The sequence below is a fragment of the Paenibacillus sp. FSL P4-0184 genome (genome assembly GCF_038004625.1).
In the GTDB taxonomy this organism is placed as follows: Bacteria; Bacillota; Bacilli; order Paenibacillales; family Paenibacillaceae; genus Paenibacillus_AQ.
Window position 1 is genome coordinate 4014174 of sequence record NZ_JBBORN010000001.1, and the last position, 15152, is coordinate 4029325.

A 15152-nucleotide genomic window follows, 5' to 3' on the forward strand; every position below is an offset into this window, starting at 1 on the left:
CCTACCCTTGATCGAACTGTAATGGAACAGTGACTTTTACGAGTAAGCCTCCGAGCTCGCTGGTTGATAAATGAAGGCCAAATCCATGTCCATAGATTAGTTCTATACGATGATTCAGATTGGAGAGACCGATACCCGTGTGGAGCAGCTTCTCCGGATTAACCTCGCCGCTGATTAAGGCCTCTGCCATTCTTGCCTCGCTCATGCCTTCTCCGTTATCTTCTACTGTTAGCACAAGTGAGTTGCCTTCACTATAGGCCCGAATACGTATAAGCCATACTTCGCGCAGTGTAGGTTCAAGTCCATGCGTGATAGCATTCTCTACAAGGGGCTGAAGGGTTAGCTTCATGAGCTGCCTATTCATGACCTCAGGATTCACGTGCAGATCAACCTGTAGTTTGTCCTCGTAGCGTAGTTTTTGCAGGTAAATGAACCTTTCTAGTTGTTGTAAATCTTCCTCAACCGTAACAAATTCCGATCCACGATCAATGCTGTATCGAAGCAAATCGCTTAGTGCAATAACCATCTGTGACTCTTCTCGCATATGTTTATTAGCCAGTGACCAATAGATGGTGTTCAATGTATTGTAGAGAAAATGAGGGCGAAACTGTGCTTTAAGAGCTACGATCTGAGCTTGTTTTTCACTGATTTGTTTGCTTGAGAGGTCAGCAATCGTATGGTCTAGGTTTTGAAGCATGGAGTTATAGCTTGAGTATAGGATAGCCATTTCTTTATTCATGGTTGTTTTTACAAACGGTAGCGTGGTTCCGCGTTCGACGTTGCTTAGCTTGGTTGCGAGATTACGAAGCGGCTTAGACAGTGTCCACGAGAAAAAGAAGGTAAATAATAACGCTGCGGCCATCCCGAACAGGCCAATTAAAATAATATTTCTGCGAATGCCATTTAAATCTTTAACAGCTTCTTTAGAATCAATGTAAGCAAAAATGCTCCACTCGCTGTAGGGGGAATAAGCGTAGGATACGAACATATTGCGGGAGTTTATGGTATTTGGGATGATTCGTGCTTTATGATTACTGAATTGACTTAGAATTCTATCATCCATATACAGACCTATCTCATCTGGATCGGTGGAATAAACAATGGTGTTGAAGGAATCAACAATTTGAATTTTCTCATTCTTACCAAGATGAAATTGGCTGACAGCGTTATGGATAACCTCCACAGGAAGGACGAGAAATAGGGTTCCTAGCCGATTTAAATCATTCCAATCATTAATTTGCCTAGCTCCCATGACCACAGGGATCGTACCGTTCTGCCATACATCTACACCAAACCAGAGCATACGGCCGTTATTCTGGGCTATAGCTGGAAACCAATAGGCGCCGCGGATTTCTCTCTCGCTGTCCCAGATTACTTTTAAGGAGCTGCTATTGGTATATACCTGATTATCTGAAAGTCCGAGCAGCTTGAACTGGATGTCATAATTGATGGAACGTGTCTGTTGATCGATGTAGCGGGTGATATCCATAGCGTCAGTAGGAGGTGTGCGGGATTCTGCTAAGTCTCCTAGTGTTTCTTGAATCAAGGGACTGAACATGATCGTAGAAGAGAGTTTGTCGTTATCTTGAAGAATAGCGTCCATTTTACCTTGAAGCTGTTTGACGGACTCCAGAATATATTGGTTCGACCGGTTAAGAACGGCTTGGGATGACGATCGGTAGGACAAAAAAATCGTAAAGGCTACGATAGTGAAAATGATCAGTGAGAAACCCATGATTAATTGAACGAGGATGGAGATTTTCTTGGACATGTCATCACCCGCATAAAAAGATATTCTTCCATACATTGTAACAAAAGCAAATGAAAGCGAATATACCTTGCTGTAAAATACACATATTTATATGGATAATCTCATATTTTTCGGGTAGCGGATGAAAGGTTGTTTTTGCTTGTTTTAATACTGGGTTAATCTTTCTTTACTTTAAAATGAAACTTTTTGCGGTCGGATGCGTCTAATACTATGTTTTGTTATAACGAACGTGGCAAAAAGCAATCTTCCGCTCCGCTGAGAGCGGTTGCGTTTTTGCGGGGAATATAAGAGGAGTATGAAAAAGACAGAGACCTACTTATATTTACAAATAGGAGCAGAGGAGTCATATCATGGATTTGAAGAAATTAACGTTAGTTGCTGTTTTGGCCATATCTCAGGCCGCCTCGGCAGTGCCGGCTTTTGCTGAATCTGTCAATAGTACCTCAGGTAATACCAATGCAGTAGGAGCAGCTGCCACATCTGCGACGGATGTAATGCCAGAAGCTACTGACCCATTGCCGCCAATGCCAACTGAGGTACCAGGGGGAGTCGTATCACCTACACCAACTCCAACTCCAATCCCTGGGGCAACAGCTGAACCGACGACAACAACTGAACCGACAACAACATCCGAACCTACAGCAACAACTGCACCAACTGCTACACCACTCCCAAGTGCAACACCTGAAACCACTACACAACCTACACCAACGGATGGTGTTCGTGCTGCAGCTAGTAATCAGCTTGTACTTATGATGAACAGCAACAAAATGTACCAAAACGGCGTTGAGTATTTGGCTAATCAGCCAATGGCCGTGAAGAATGGCGTCTCATACGTTTCGATCCGAGCTATGGTAGAACGCGTAGGTGTGAAATACATTTACGATTATAAAACGAAAGAGACCATTGTTACCAAAGGAAGCGACGTAATGCGCTTTAAAACGGACAGTAAGATCTATTCCGTTAATGGTAAAAATGTGACGATGAAAGGTCCAGCTTACCAAACTAATGGTACATTCATGGTTCCTTTGACGTCCATCACCGGGGCATTAGGCATTCCTTATACCGTTGATAATGTGCAAAAACGAGTAATTCTTACGCTGAACACGAAGCCAAAAGCTTCTTTTACAGTGCCAACTGAAATTTATGCTGGTGATCCTGTGAATTTTGTAACTTCCAGCTCTTCACCGAATGGTACGGCCATTGTCGATGAACGCTGGGAAGGAAATAAGCAAGATATCTATGATACACCAGGATTTTATGTAGTATCCTATTCCGTTATGGATGCGAATGGACAGTGGAGTGATCCTTACTCTGTGACCATCAACGTACTAAAACCAAATACACCGCCAGTCGCTAATTTCACGACAGACAAAGATTCTTACAAGATGGGTGAAATGATCACTTATTCGGATCTAAGCAGCGACCCAGACGGTGATCCAATTGAAGTGACTTGGACGAACAAAGCAGAAGCTTTCTTTACACCAGGTCCAGCAACAGTCGCTATTCAAGTCAAAGATTCACATGGCGCAATCAGCACTTTTGAGAAGACCATCAATATTTCAGATGAAATCTTGTACAGTAAAGAAGATTTCTATAGATTATTCGGTGCTCCGGGTAGCGTATTTAACATCGACGGATCGATGGTTCCAACTTGGCAGAAGGTAGCCTATAATCTTTCTTCTGAGCCATATAACCTTATTCGCAGTAATAGTCCAGAAACAGTGAATACGGAAGGTATCACATATAAAGAAACATCATTCGGCGGAACTCGCTTCTTGGTCCACCACAAGAATAATATGAATATTAAAACGAAGGTGTATGTGATTGCTAAGAATAACAATCTGTACCCTACTACAATTACAACAGAGTATGTAGGCTTTGGCGGTCCAAGTTCATTTCCAGAAGGCACTGGTAAAATGTCTGTGGAACGTTACTGGAAGTCTATGATTACTAGGGAACATTATAAGACAACAGTCCTTCAACCAGGAGAAAGCGTATCGATTCTTACGGATCTAAACAAAATTGCAATGAAACCAGGCGAGATTGTATCCCTCCAAGCGGATTTATTTAGCGATTATCCTATTGAATATAATGTCATGATGATCGAAGCGAATAAAGATCCTCTAACTACACTTCCTACACTTCCAATATTGGATCGTGATGGCGTGCATAACCGAGGAACTTATGCTGATTCTACACGCATCATCACGGTTACCGACGAAGTAGGAACAACTCCTGCGAGACTTCTTCTCGGTGACAATTCGAGTGATTTGAATTTGACCGGTGTAGACCCAATGAATGGTACTGAAGCATCCAATGCAGGTAATTTCGGCGTGTTATACAAAATCAAATTTGACCGTGTTGCACCTAATTCATTGATTACGTTTAATCCACGTGGCGGTAATTACATGGGACCAGTTATGGTTAATGGTCAAATCGTACAAATGCCGAATTCAGGAAGTCTCTCTAGTGCTGACATGAACAGTGTGATTTATCGTACTGGCGACTATGGCGGCTCCGTGGAGATTTTGTTCACAGCAGCTTCTGGTAGTAACTTGCCGGTGAATTTCCTGGTTACACCGCTGCCAGCGAAGAAATAACAAAATAGGTTCATCCATTAAGTTATTTGGGATTCACCTGAAATAAAAGTCCGGCTGAATATTCCGCAAAGGAATACTCAGCTGGACTTTTTGTATTTATATGTATGATTTTACTCTGATGAGCGCTCATACGCTTGGTTGTTTCATTGACGGGGCATTTATTTTGGGGCATTATTAAGAGAGTGAAATATAAATGAACTGAAATGTTATGGGAGATGAGCGTATGCTGTCGACAGAACAAATATTAGAGGTCATGTCGGGGCAAGGTCTGCGAATCACCGACCAACGCAAAACGCTTGCCAAGTTATTCGGCGAGAATAAGGGTTATTTGTCAGCGAAGGATGTCTATGAGCATATGGGCCGCAAGTATAGCGGACTTAGCTTTGATACCGTGTACCGCAATCTGCGTGTAATGGAAGAGCTTGGTGTACTTGAACAAATCGTCTTTGAAGACGGAGTGAAATTCAAGGGAAGCTGTAATCATCAGGATCACCATCATCATATGATCTGCCTTCAATGCGAGAAAACCTACCCGATTAATTTCTGCCCGATGAATTTAACGGATACTCCTGATCAATTCCGGGTAGTCAAGCATAAATTTGAGGTGTTCGGTTATTGCAAGGAATGTGAAGAGAACCGGGAAGAAGAACTAGTCGCAGCAGCTAATCGCAAAAAAGGGGTCTAAGAATGGCGACCCTTCGTAGAACGATTCAGGCTCCCATTCGGGTGTACCGCAAGTACATTTCCCCGATTAAGCCTGCCACTTGTCGCTTCTATCCAACCTGCTCTGCCTATGCACTAGAAGCTATTGAAGTCCATGGTCCACTTAAAGGTTCATGGCTTGCTGCCAAGCGGATTGCTAGATGCCATCCCTTCAATCCAGGGGGACTTGATCCGGTTCCGCCTCTTGAGGAACACCCCACGAAGAAGGATTCTGCTCGCGCGACTTGACACGAGCCCTTGCCATTGGGTATATTCACAGGTAATAGTATGAATTCCGAGGAACGGATGAGTAAATCGGTACGCCCATTACAGAGAGCCGGAACGAGCTGAAAGCCGGTATGGAGCGTTAGATTGAATATGGTCCGGGAGGAACTGTGTTCGAGCGGGAACTGCAATTGAGGTTCACGTAAGATAACGGCGTGTTCCAGCGTTAATGGACAGTTCCCGAGAGGGAACTGGCGAAGCCTGATCTCTGTGAAGAGACAGGAAATTTGGGTGGTATCGCGTGAGTTATACTCTCGCCCCATTAAAGGGGCGGGAGTTTTTTGTCTTTTTATGAAAGAAAGGATGATTAATCAATGAGCGAAAAGAAAACTTTTTACTTAACTACACCTATCTACTATCCGAGTGATAAGCTGCATATCGGACATGCTTATTCTACCGTAGCTGGAGATGCAATGGCCCGCTACAAACGTCTACGCGGCTATGATGTAAGGTATCTTACAGGTACAGACGAGCATGGTCAAAAGATTGAACGGAAGGCAGAGGAAGCAGGTAAAACCCCTCAGCAGTTCGTAGATGACATCGTTGTTGGCATTAAGGAATTATGGCGCAAGCTAGACATCTCCAATGATGACTTCATCCGTACAACGGAAGAGCGTCATAAAAAGGTTGTTCAGGATATTTTTGATCGACTGCTCAAGCAAGGTGACATCTATAAAGGCGAATATGAAGGCTGGTACAGTATTCCGGATGAAACCTTCTATACAGAAACACAATTGGTTGATATCGTTCGAGATGACAATGGCGTAATCATTGGTGCAAAAAGCCCTGATAGCGGTCATCCGGTTGAACTGGTGAAGGAAGCGAGTTATTTCTTCCGGATGAGTAAATATGCAGATCGATTGCTGCAATTTTATGAGGAGAATCCGGAGTTTATTTTGCCTGAATCCCGTAAAAACGAAATGATCAACAACTTTATAAAGCCTGGTCTGGAGGATCTTGCGGTTTCCCGTACGACTTTCGATTGGGGTGTTAAGGTTAAAGGCGATGAAAAGCATGTAGTGTACGTATGGATCGATGCATTGACAAATTACATTACTGCTTTGGGTTACGGTTCCGAGGATCGAAGTCTGTACGATAATTTCTGGCCTGCTGATGTGCATATTGTCGGCAAAGAAATCGTCCGTTTCCATACGATTTACTGGCCAATCATTCTAATGGCGCTGGGTGAGCCTCTTCCGAAAAAGGTATTTGCTCATGGCTGGCTGCTCATGAAGGATGGCAAAATGTCAAAATCCAAAGGGAACGTAGTAGATCCAGTTACATTAATTGATCGTTACGGCCTGGATGCACTTCGTTATTACCTGCTACGGGAAGTACCGTTTGGTTCGGATGGTACATTCACACCTGAAAGCTTTGTAGATCGGGTTAACTATGATCTTGCTAATGACCTTGGTAACCTGTTGAACCGGACAGGTGCGATGGTAGAGAAGTATTTCGGTGGAGAGCTTCCAGCGTATGAAGGAAATGTAACAGCATTTGATGGTGAGCTTCAAGCTGCGGCAGAGAATACTTATGCCAAAGTAGAAGAAGCGATGGAAAAAATGGAGTTCTCCGTAGCGCTAACAGCGATCGGGATCTTTATCAGCCGCACCAATAAATATATTGATGAGACACAGCCTTGGGTGCTTGCTAAGGATGAGAGCAGAACAGCTGAGTTGGCTTCCGTAATGAGACATCTTGTGGAAGGTCTTCGCACCGCTTCCATTCTACTGCAGCCGTTCTTGACGCAAACCCCAGCGAAGATTTGGGAACAGCTTGGCATCGAAGTTGGTGAATTAACGACATGGGACAGCGGCAAGACCTTTGGTCTGATTCCGGCAGGAACAAAGCTGGTGAAAGGCAATCCAATCTTCCCTCGTCTGGATGTGGAGCAAGAGGTAGCTTATATCGCCGAAGCCATGGGCGCTGGTAAACCGGCTGCTGAAGCGACCGAAGCAGCACCTGCGGCTCCTGTGGTATCCGAGCCTGAGGAAGAGCATAAAGAAGAGATCGGCATCGACGATTTCGCCAAGGCTGAGCTTCGGGTAGCTCAGGTCATTGCAGCTGAGCCTGTGAAGAAAGCCGACAAGCTGCTGAAGCTGCAGCTGGATCTAGGTTATGAGCAGCGTCAAGTCGTTTCTGGTATCGCGAAGTTTTACACACCGGAAGAGCTGGTAGGCCAAAAAGTGATTTGTATTGTGAACCTGAAGCCAGTGAAACTGCGCGGAGAATTGTCCCAAGGGATGATTTTAGCGGCTTCTAAAGGTGACCAGTTAACCATCGCCACAGTACCAGATAGCATGCCAAATGGAGCTATTGTGAAGTAAGATTCGTTATGTAGAATCTATATATGTAATTGTTATATAAGAAAGGGAATGCTCCTTCAGCCAGCTAGGCTGTGGGAACATTCCTTTTTTCAACGTATAAGCAGGGATAAAATTCAGAATCATCTTATTAGGATTTATTGTTGACTTATCGTAATGATTACTATTATACTTCTAATAGTAAAGATTACGATTTGAGAGGGAGATCAATTTAATGGTTGCTATGAAGTCACGAATAAGTCTGCTTATACTTGCATTGGTGCTTGTATTTACACTCACTGCATGTGGACCAAAGAGCAGTGGAAGTATAGTTGAAGGGAAAGTAAATGTTGTAACTACTTTTTATCCTATTTATGAGTTTACTCGGGAAATTGGCGGAGATGATATAAATGCCATTAATCTTCTTCCGGTTGGTGTAGAGCCGCATGATTGGACACCACGCAGTCAGGATATTGTCAATACCTCCAAAGCGCAATTGTTCTTGTACAATGGAGCAGGGCTTGAGGGATGGGTTCCTAATTTTCTAAAAGGACTTGATAGCAGCAGTAAAGTGGAAGCTGTTGAAGTAAGTAAAGGTGTTGATTTAATAATGACCGATGAAGGTGACGGACATGATCATGGGGGAAGCGGCGAAGAGGATCATCACGAAGATGATGCTGATCATAATAGCCATTCTTCTGAGGACAGCCTTCATACGGACCCACATACCTGGGTAAGTCCGAAATCAGCGATCATCATGGCGCGCAATATAAAAGAAAGTCTTCAATCTGTGGACCCTGAGCATAAAGATGGTTATGAAGAGCGTTACAATAAGCTTGCTGAACGTTTACAGGCTTTGGATAGTAAGTTTGAACAGGAGCTTACCAAGCTGCCTAACCACAAAATTGTAGTTTCGCACCAAGCTTTTGCCTATCTTGCCCGTGACTATAAGCTTGAGCAGCATGCGATTATGGGATTATCCCCAGACGCTGAGCCGCGTGGACAGGATTTAGTAAACCTGGCGAAGATGGTTAAAGAGGAGAAAATTCAATACATCTTTTTTGAAGAGCTTGTCTCCGATAAACTGGCTAAGACGTTAGCGGCTGAAGCTGGTGTGTCTACTATGGTTCTTAATCCGGTAGAGGGTCTTACTGCGGAGCAAGAAAAGAACGGGGATAACTACTTCACCTTGATGGAGAAAAATTTGCAAAATCTGATTATGGCTTTACAATAAAAAGGAAAGTATAAGGAAAAGGCGGTGCTAAAGCATGCAATCGGTATCCTTGGACTGCCATCAGCATATCATCGATATACAGGATCTTTCTTTTTCATATGGTGAACAGAAGGTGATCTCGAATCTTAACTATAGTGTAAGAGAACGAGACTTCCTTGGTATCATTGGTTCTAATGGCGCTGGTAAAACAACACTGATGAAGATGATCGTCGGTTTGCTTCCGGCAAGCAGTGGTGAAATCAAATTATTTGGAACGCCTGTCCGCAAATTTAAAGACTGGGAACGGATAGGTTATGTTCCACAAAAGAACGCCTTCAACCCGCTGTTTCCAGCAACGGTGCGTGAAGTAGTGCTATCTGGTTTGTACAACAACAAGAATCTTATTCGAAGAGTATCTAAGGCTCAGCATCGTCAGTGCGAAGATGCACTTGAAGTGATGCGGATACAGGATATTGCGGAGAAAAGAGTAGGCCAGCTGTCAGGCGGCCAGCAGCAGCGTGTATTTCTAGCACGTGCGTTGATCAACCATCCGGATCTGCTGATTTTGGATGAGCCTACAGTCGGTATTGATGCTGAATCACAAGCAGGATTCTTTGAATTAATTACACATATGCATGCCCATCATCATATGACATTCCTAATGGTGTCGCATGATATTGACATGATTAAGAATTACTTAGGGAATGAACCTGTGCAAACAAACGGTAAGATTAACTTTTTCTCCCGTCATTCTCATGATTTGCAGAATTGTACAGAGGAGAACCTGCAGCACACGCTCTCTTAGGTCATAGTTAAACTCTGGTAGTAAAAGGGAACCTTCGATTATTGGGGGCGTACATAGAGCATCGGATATGTTCAGTAACCCCACCTCCTACGCCAGTTGCACTTGACGGGTTCCAGAGGGCAGAGCCCTTGGGGCCCTCCCTTAGGAGGGAGGGCTTGGGAGGGATCGAAAAAAGATTTTAATAAAAGCTTTAAAAAATGTTTCAATTGTTCTACGGAGGAGAGTTAAAGTTGGAAATTCTATTTAGCGATTTTTTTCAGCGAGCGCTTGCGGGCGGTCTTCTGATTGGCATTACAGCGCCGCTTATAGGCGTTTTTCTTGTGCTCAGACGTTTATCTATGATTGGGGATACGCTGGCTCATGTTACGATTGCCGGTGTGGCACTTGGTTTTTTGACAGGATTTTACCCGCTGGGAGCAGGTCTTATTTTTGCAGTGGTGGCTTCCTTCGCGATAGAGAAGCTGCGCAAGGCTTATAAGAGTTATGCAGAGCTCTCGATAGCCATAATTATGTCGGGCGGAGTGGCTTTAGCCTCACTCTTTTTCACTTTAGGAAAAGGTTATAATGCAGATGTTATGAGTTATTTGTTCGGTAGCATTTATACGCTAGACAATACCGATTTAATCGTAGTAGGGATCGTAACGATAGCAGTTGTAGTAGTAGTATCGCTGTTCTTTAAGGAGTTCTTCTTACTTAGCTTTGAAGAGGATGCTGCTAGTGTCAGCGGACTCCCAGTGAAACTGCTTAACATGTTGATTACCATTCTGACGGCGCTTGTAATCAGTACTGCGATTAAAATTGTTGGATCTTTGCTAGTATCAGCTCTACTGACCATTCCTGTGGCCATCAGCTTATTGTTATCTCGAAGCTTTAAATCCTCGGTCATTCTATCCGTCATCATTTCGGAAATTGCTGTTGTAGGCGGACTAGTGGTTGCAGGAGTTTGGAATCTGGCCCCTGGTGCAACCATTGTGCTTTTACTCATATCACTATTAGTGTTGACTTTGATCGGTAAAAAGGGTTTGCCAGCATAAACAGCGAATAAAATATAGGGTATGCCCTGAAGTGATTCGAATGCTGGAAGGAGAGCCGCTACCTTGTCTAATATCAATGCAGGAATAGCCTTAGCAGCAGGGGTAGCATCATTTATATCACCCTGCTGCTTACCGCTTTATCCCTCTTATTTATCGTATATTACCGGATTATCCGTTCAGCAATTGAAGTCAGGCAGCAATACCAAAGAGGTCCGTATACGCACAATAACCCATACATTGGCATTTATTTTAGGTTTTTCAGCGGTTTTTTACACCTTAGGATTTGGTGCAGGACTATTTGGACAATTTTTTAATGGACAGCGTGATCTGATCCGGCAATTATCGGCGATTTTGATTATTGTGATGGGATTATTTTTGCTTGGGATCTTTCAGCCGCAATTTCTACTTCGCGAACGTAAGCTTGATTTAAAATGGAAGCCGGCGGGTTATGTGGGATCCTTTATTTTTGGGATCGGTTTTTCAGCGGGCTGGTCTCCATGTATTGGACCGATTTTAACTGCGATTATCGCACTTTCTGCAAGTGAGCCAGGCACGTGGTTTACGTTAATTACGGCTTATAGTATAGGGTTCGCATTGCCATTCTTTGTCTTAGCCTTCTTTCTTGGAGGAGCCAGACGTATCCTTAAATATTCAAATGTGCTGATGAAGATTGGTGGCGTTCTCATGGTATTTATGGGCGTTCTGCTCTTTACAGATCAAATGTTTCGGATCACAGTTTGGCTACAGGGAATCACACCAGAGTGGCTCATTTTTTAGGTGAAATAATCAATTCCTGCTTCTGGAAAATGTTCGAATATCCGCTCTGTGATAAACTCTCGCAGGGCGGTTTGTTGTTCATCTGGATAGACATATTTATTTTGTCCCCAGCGTCCCCATTTCTTCTTACGCTTCTCCATGTCCATTTCTAGCTTGGATTTGGGGTAGCGCTTCTCTATAACCGTCTTAGCGGTTTTGGTGAATCGATGCTGAATCATTTCGAAGGTTAATCCTTTTCCGACTTCAGGGGGGAGAGTCTGGGCTAACTTGGCCAGTAGCTCAGCATAACCTTCTTGCCAGCCGTCATACCAAATAATTGGAGCAATGATAAAGCCAAGTGGATAACCCGCCCGTGCTACCTTTCCAGCGGCTTCAATACGCTCCTCAAAGCGGGAGGTGGCAGGCTCGAAATTTTTGATTACATAATCTGCGTTGACGCTGAAGCGAACTCGGGTATGTCCGTTATGCTCCAAAGCAAGCAGTGGTTCAACATGTTGGTATTTGGTCACAAAGCGCAGACGCCCAAGGGGTTCTTTTGCCATAAATGTAATTAGTTCTGCCAGAGAGCCGGTAATATGCTCAAGTCCTAAAGGATCTGATGTGCAGGCAGCTTCAAAAGTGGTGATTTCTGGATTGCGCTCCTCAATATATTTTTTGGCAGCATCTATAATGTCACCTGTGTTTACATATACGCGAATGTAGGGCTTTGCTCCTAAGGTAGTCTGCAAATAGCAATAATGGCAGTGCCCCATACAGCCGGTGGCAATGGGAATAGCATAATCAGCCGATGGCTTGGATTGGTCAAATTTCAAAGTTTTGCGTAGGCCGACAACAAGCGTTCTTTTGGCAATTTTATATTGCTCGACCTCAGTTTCACCAGGGAAATTCATAATACGATTATGTGATGTGGTCATACGGTATGGGATATTGTTAGCCTTTACCCATTCCATTATTTTTTCACCTTTAGGGTAATTTAAAGCATTTGGTTCGAAGAAAACAAGCTCTGGAAGAAAAAGTGCAGTAGGTTTTCTGGGTCTTTTTACAGTAGAGGGCTCTGGCGTCACTATAGTCATAAATTCACGCTCCTTTTTGAATGACGAGTATGTTTATTATGTCTAACTCAGCCCCAATAGAAGCATGGTAAACATGTGCAACTCATCTGTAAGTTCCTTTGAAGGACTTGCCAAGGTGCGTTAGAAACATGTATCATTGTTAGAGCAAGGTTTGGCCCGGCGCCATGCTCATTATAGAAAAGAGGTAAAGTTTAATGCCAACACCCAGCATGGAGGATTATTTGGAGCGCATATACAAGCTCATAGATGAGAAAGGTTATGCGCGGGTCTCGGATATTGCCGAGGGACTGGAAGTACACCCCTCCTCTGTGACCAAGATGATCCAAAAACTGGATAAGGACGAATATCTCATCTATGAGAAATATCGTGGGCTTGTCCTAACCAACAAAGGGAAAAAAGTAGGAAAACGTCTGGTTGATCGTCATCAACTATTGGAGGAATTCCTCGGATTGATCGGAGTACAGCAGGAATACATTTATAATGATGTTGAAGGAATCGAGCATCACTTAAGTTGGGATTCGATTACGCGTATTGAAACATTGGTAGAATATTTCCGCCGCGACGAAGAACGTGTACAGACTTTATATGCGATTCACAACGAACTGACAAGCGATTCTTGAAATGTTTTTCCCGAAACGGATACTGTCCTAAAAGTTATGCGCAGCAAGGCTTTCGTGAGCATAATCAGTGGATAGTATAGCCGTTTCTATTTTGTTTAGTGCAACCTTTCCCAGTTTTTAGCGTCAAAACGGATACAGTCCTTTTAAAAATATAAGAGAGTATGAGTTTTATTCGGTACTTCTTATATTTTTTGCAGAGACAGATACCCCCTTTTTAGAAGGAGGCATTCTCTCATCTGCTTGAAGGATTTATCCGTTTTTTCTTATTTTTGGATACATATTTTTTAGATTTGGGGAGGAATTATGAATTATCGTAAATGGATGTTGAGCTTGTTAGTACTTATGTTGTTTCTGCCTTTATGGTCTCCTGGTGCACGCGCGGCAGCGGTGCAAATTACGATTGAACTGGATGGAGAGGCGCTGGTTAGTGATGTGCCTCCGTATATCACAACTTCTAATGTAACGATGGTGCCAATAAGTGTGATCAGTAAAGGATTAAATGCCGGCGTAGTATGGAATCAAAATAGTAAGACTGTAACGATCACTCAAGGAGATACGGTTCTTAAGCTGACCAGTGGCCTGAAAAACGCATGGGTAAACGATACTTCGGTAGCGCTGGATACATCCGTGCAGATTAAGCAGGGGCGGGTAATGGTACCCATTCGTTTTGTAAGTGAGCAATTGGGACTGCAGGTGTTATGGGATCAGGTTAATAAGCATATTTCCTTGATCTCCAACACTGAACCACCACAATCTGTCGATCCAGAAACACCAACGACACCGACGACACCAACAGTGCCGACGTTACCGACTATCCCTGGTGGATCGACTGGTAAGGAGATGAAGGGGGCTTGGATCTCTACCGTATTCAACCTGGACTGGCCTTCAACGTCTTCGGCAGGAAATGAAGCGAAACAAAAACAGGAGTTTGATAATTTGTTAGACAAGCTAAAGGCTGTTGGCTTCAATGCTGTATTTGTTCAGGTTAGACCTTCAGCAGATAGTTTGTATCCATCGACTTTAGTTCCTTGGTCTAAGGTATTGACGGGTACACAAGGGAAGAATCCGGGATATGATCCTCTAAGCTATATGGTCAGTGCTGCGCATTCCCGCGGCATGCAGTTTCATGCTTGGTTCAACCCATTCCGTGCAACGACGGATGCTTCCACCTCAGCGTTAGCAAGTAACCATGTGGCAAAAGCACATCCAGAATGGATTGTGAATGCCGATGGTAAGAAATACATTAATCCAGGTATTCCGGAGGCTCGCCAACATATCATCGACACGGTGATGGAAGTGGTTAAAGGTTACGATATCGATGGTGTCCATTTGGATGATTACTTTTATCCTTCAAATGTTACTTTTGCCGATGATGCTGCTTATTCTATCTATAATACGAAAAAGCTTTCTAAAGCTGATTGGCGCCGAGATAATATTAATGAATTTGTCCGTCAGTTGGGAGAACAGATTCATAAGGTGAAGCCAAAGGCTTCTTATGGGATCAGTCCTTTTGGAGTATGGCGAAATATTAAAAATGATAGTACAGGTTCGGACACGACTGCAGGGGTATCTGCTTATGACAGCATGTATGCGGATGTTCGGACATGGATTAGGCAGGGCTGGATTGATTATGTCGCTCCGCAAATTTATTGGAGTTTGTCCTTTAGCACAGCTCGTTATGATAAGTTAGTTGATTGGTGGGTAAAAGAAGTCGAGAATACGAATGTTAAACTCTACATCGGGTTAGCTGGTTATAAGGTCGGAGCCAGTGATCAAAAGGCTGAATGGCAAAGTGGAGATCAAATTATTAATCAGCTCAAATATAATGAGAAGTACGAAGAGGTTGCAGGTAGTATTATGTTTAGAGCGAATGACGTCGTAGTCCGCAATCCGTTCGGATTGTCGAGCTTACTGACTTTTTATTTTAAATCCTAATAGTTTAGCTGTTATTCATAAGGAGTCATGA

At 43.5% G+C, this 15152-nt stretch carries 12 protein-coding genes; 10 read left to right on the forward strand and 2 right to left on the reverse strand.

The features are described 5' to 3' along the window. Nucleotide 1: 1 nt before the first annotated feature. Nucleotides 2-1771: a sensor histidine kinase gene (locus MKY52_RS17500; protein WP_341052558.1), complete on the reverse strand. Its 1770-nt coding sequence runs from the start codon at nt 1769-1771 to the stop codon at nt 2-4. A 350-nt stretch (nt 1772-2121) separates the two neighbouring features. Here MKY52_RS17500 and MKY52_RS17505 point away from each other — a divergent pair, with 350 nt between their 5' ends. The 8 genes from MKY52_RS17505 (at nt 2122) to MKY52_RS17540 (ending at nt 11493) form a co-directional block, all read left to right on the forward strand. Then, nucleotides 2122-4374 carry a copper amine oxidase N-terminal domain-containing protein gene (locus tag MKY52_RS17505; protein WP_042190505.1) on the forward strand — a complete coding sequence of 751 codons (2253 nt, stop codon included), beginning with the start codon at nt 2122-2124 and terminating at the stop codon, nt 4372-4374. A 223-nt stretch (nt 4375-4597) separates the two neighbouring features. Next, nucleotides 4598-5059, forward strand: coding sequence for a Fur family transcriptional regulator (locus MKY52_RS17510; RefSeq protein WP_042190503.1), 462 nt, complete (start codon nt 4598-4600; stop codon nt 5057-5059). 2 nt (nt 5060-5061) lie between these two features. Continuing rightward, nucleotides 5062-5325: a membrane protein insertion efficiency factor YidD gene (gene yidD, locus MKY52_RS17515; protein ID WP_042190501.1), complete on the forward strand. Its 264-nt coding sequence runs from the start codon at nt 5062-5064 to the stop codon at nt 5323-5325. Nucleotides 5326-5675: 350 nt separating this feature from the next. Next, nucleotides 5676-7688 carry a methionine--tRNA ligase gene (metG, locus tag MKY52_RS17520; RefSeq protein ID WP_076284468.1) on the forward strand — a complete coding sequence of 671 codons (2013 nt, stop codon included), beginning with the start codon at nt 5676-5678 and terminating at the stop codon, nt 7686-7688. Between the two features lie 211 nt (nt 7689-7899). After that, entirely contained in the window at nt 7900-8898 is a 999-nt protein-coding gene (locus MKY52_RS17525) for a metal ABC transporter solute-binding protein, Zn/Mn family (protein WP_445670998.1), read from the forward strand. Between the two features lie 34 nt (nt 8899-8932). Continuing rightward, nucleotides 8933-9682, forward strand: a complete 750-nt coding sequence (locus MKY52_RS17530) for a metal ABC transporter ATP-binding protein (protein WP_042190495.1) — start codon at nt 8933-8935, stop codon at nt 9680-9682. Between the two features lie 230 nt (nt 9683-9912). Further along, complete coding sequence (locus MKY52_RS17535) at nt 9913-10716, forward strand: metal ABC transporter permease (protein ID WP_042194307.1); 804 nt, start codon at nt 9913-9915, stop codon at nt 10714-10716. 63 nt (nt 10717-10779) lie between these two features. Beyond that, nucleotides 10780-11493: a cytochrome c biogenesis CcdA family protein gene (locus MKY52_RS17540; RefSeq protein ID WP_341052561.1), complete on the forward strand. Its 714-nt coding sequence runs from the start codon at nt 10780-10782 to the stop codon at nt 11491-11493. On the opposite strand, the gene splB is transcribed toward MKY52_RS17540, so the two are convergent. Beyond that, entirely contained in the window at nt 11490-12566 is a 1077-nt protein-coding gene (splB, locus tag MKY52_RS17545; protein ID WP_339242876.1) for a spore photoproduct lyase, read from the reverse strand. The two genes, MKY52_RS17540 and splB, sit on opposite strands and share 4 nt — an antisense overlap. Before the next feature lie 194 nt (nt 12567-12760). Here splB and mntR point away from each other — a divergent pair, with 194 nt between their 5' ends. Together mntR and MKY52_RS17555 are read left to right on the forward strand one after the other, a co-directional pair. Continuing rightward, on the forward strand, nt 12761-13186 hold the full coding sequence (gene mntR, locus MKY52_RS17550) for a transcriptional regulator MntR (protein ID WP_042190488.1): 426 nt from the start codon (nt 12761-12763) through the stop codon (nt 13184-13186). A 303-nt stretch (nt 13187-13489) separates the two neighbouring features. Continuing rightward, nucleotides 13490-15121, forward strand: a complete 1632-nt coding sequence (locus tag MKY52_RS17555; protein WP_341052564.1) for a family 10 glycosylhydrolase — start codon at nt 13490-13492, stop codon at nt 15119-15121. The last annotated feature ends 31 nt before the right edge of the window (nt 15122-15152 follow it).

Bases quoted from the DNA above. Each gene is read 5' to 3' on its own strand.
- MKY52_RS17500 (WP_341052558.1), bottom strand. From the start codon at position 1,771: ATGTCCAAGAAAATCTCCATCCTCGTTCAATTAATCATGGGTTTCTCA.
- MKY52_RS17505 (WP_042190505.1), top strand. From the start codon at position 2,122: ATGGATTTGAAGAAATTAACGTTAGTTGCTGTTTTGGCCATATCTCAG.
- MKY52_RS17510 (WP_042190503.1), top strand. From the start codon at position 4,598: ATGCTGTCGACAGAACAAATATTAGAGGTCATGTCGGGGCAAGGTCTG.
- yidD (WP_042190501.1), top strand. From the start codon at position 5,062: ATGGCGACCCTTCGTAGAACGATTCAGGCTCCCATTCGGGTGTACCGC.
- metG (WP_076284468.1), top strand. From the start codon at position 5,676: ATGAGCGAAAAGAAAACTTTTTACTTAACTACACCTATCTACTATCCG.
- MKY52_RS17525 (WP_445670998.1), top strand. From the start codon at position 7,900: ATGGTTGCTATGAAGTCACGAATAAGTCTGCTTATACTTGCATTGGTG.
- MKY52_RS17530 (WP_042190495.1), top strand. From the start codon at position 8,933: ATGCAATCGGTATCCTTGGACTGCCATCAGCATATCATCGATATACAG.
- splB (WP_339242876.1), bottom strand. From the start codon at position 12,566: ATGACTATAGTGACGCCAGAGCCCTCTACTGTAAAAAGACCCAGAAAA.
- mntR (WP_042190488.1), top strand. From the start codon at position 12,761: ATGCCAACACCCAGCATGGAGGATTATTTGGAGCGCATATACAAGCTC.
- MKY52_RS17555 (WP_341052564.1), top strand. From the start codon at position 13,490: ATGAATTATCGTAAATGGATGTTGAGCTTGTTAGTACTTATGTTGTTT.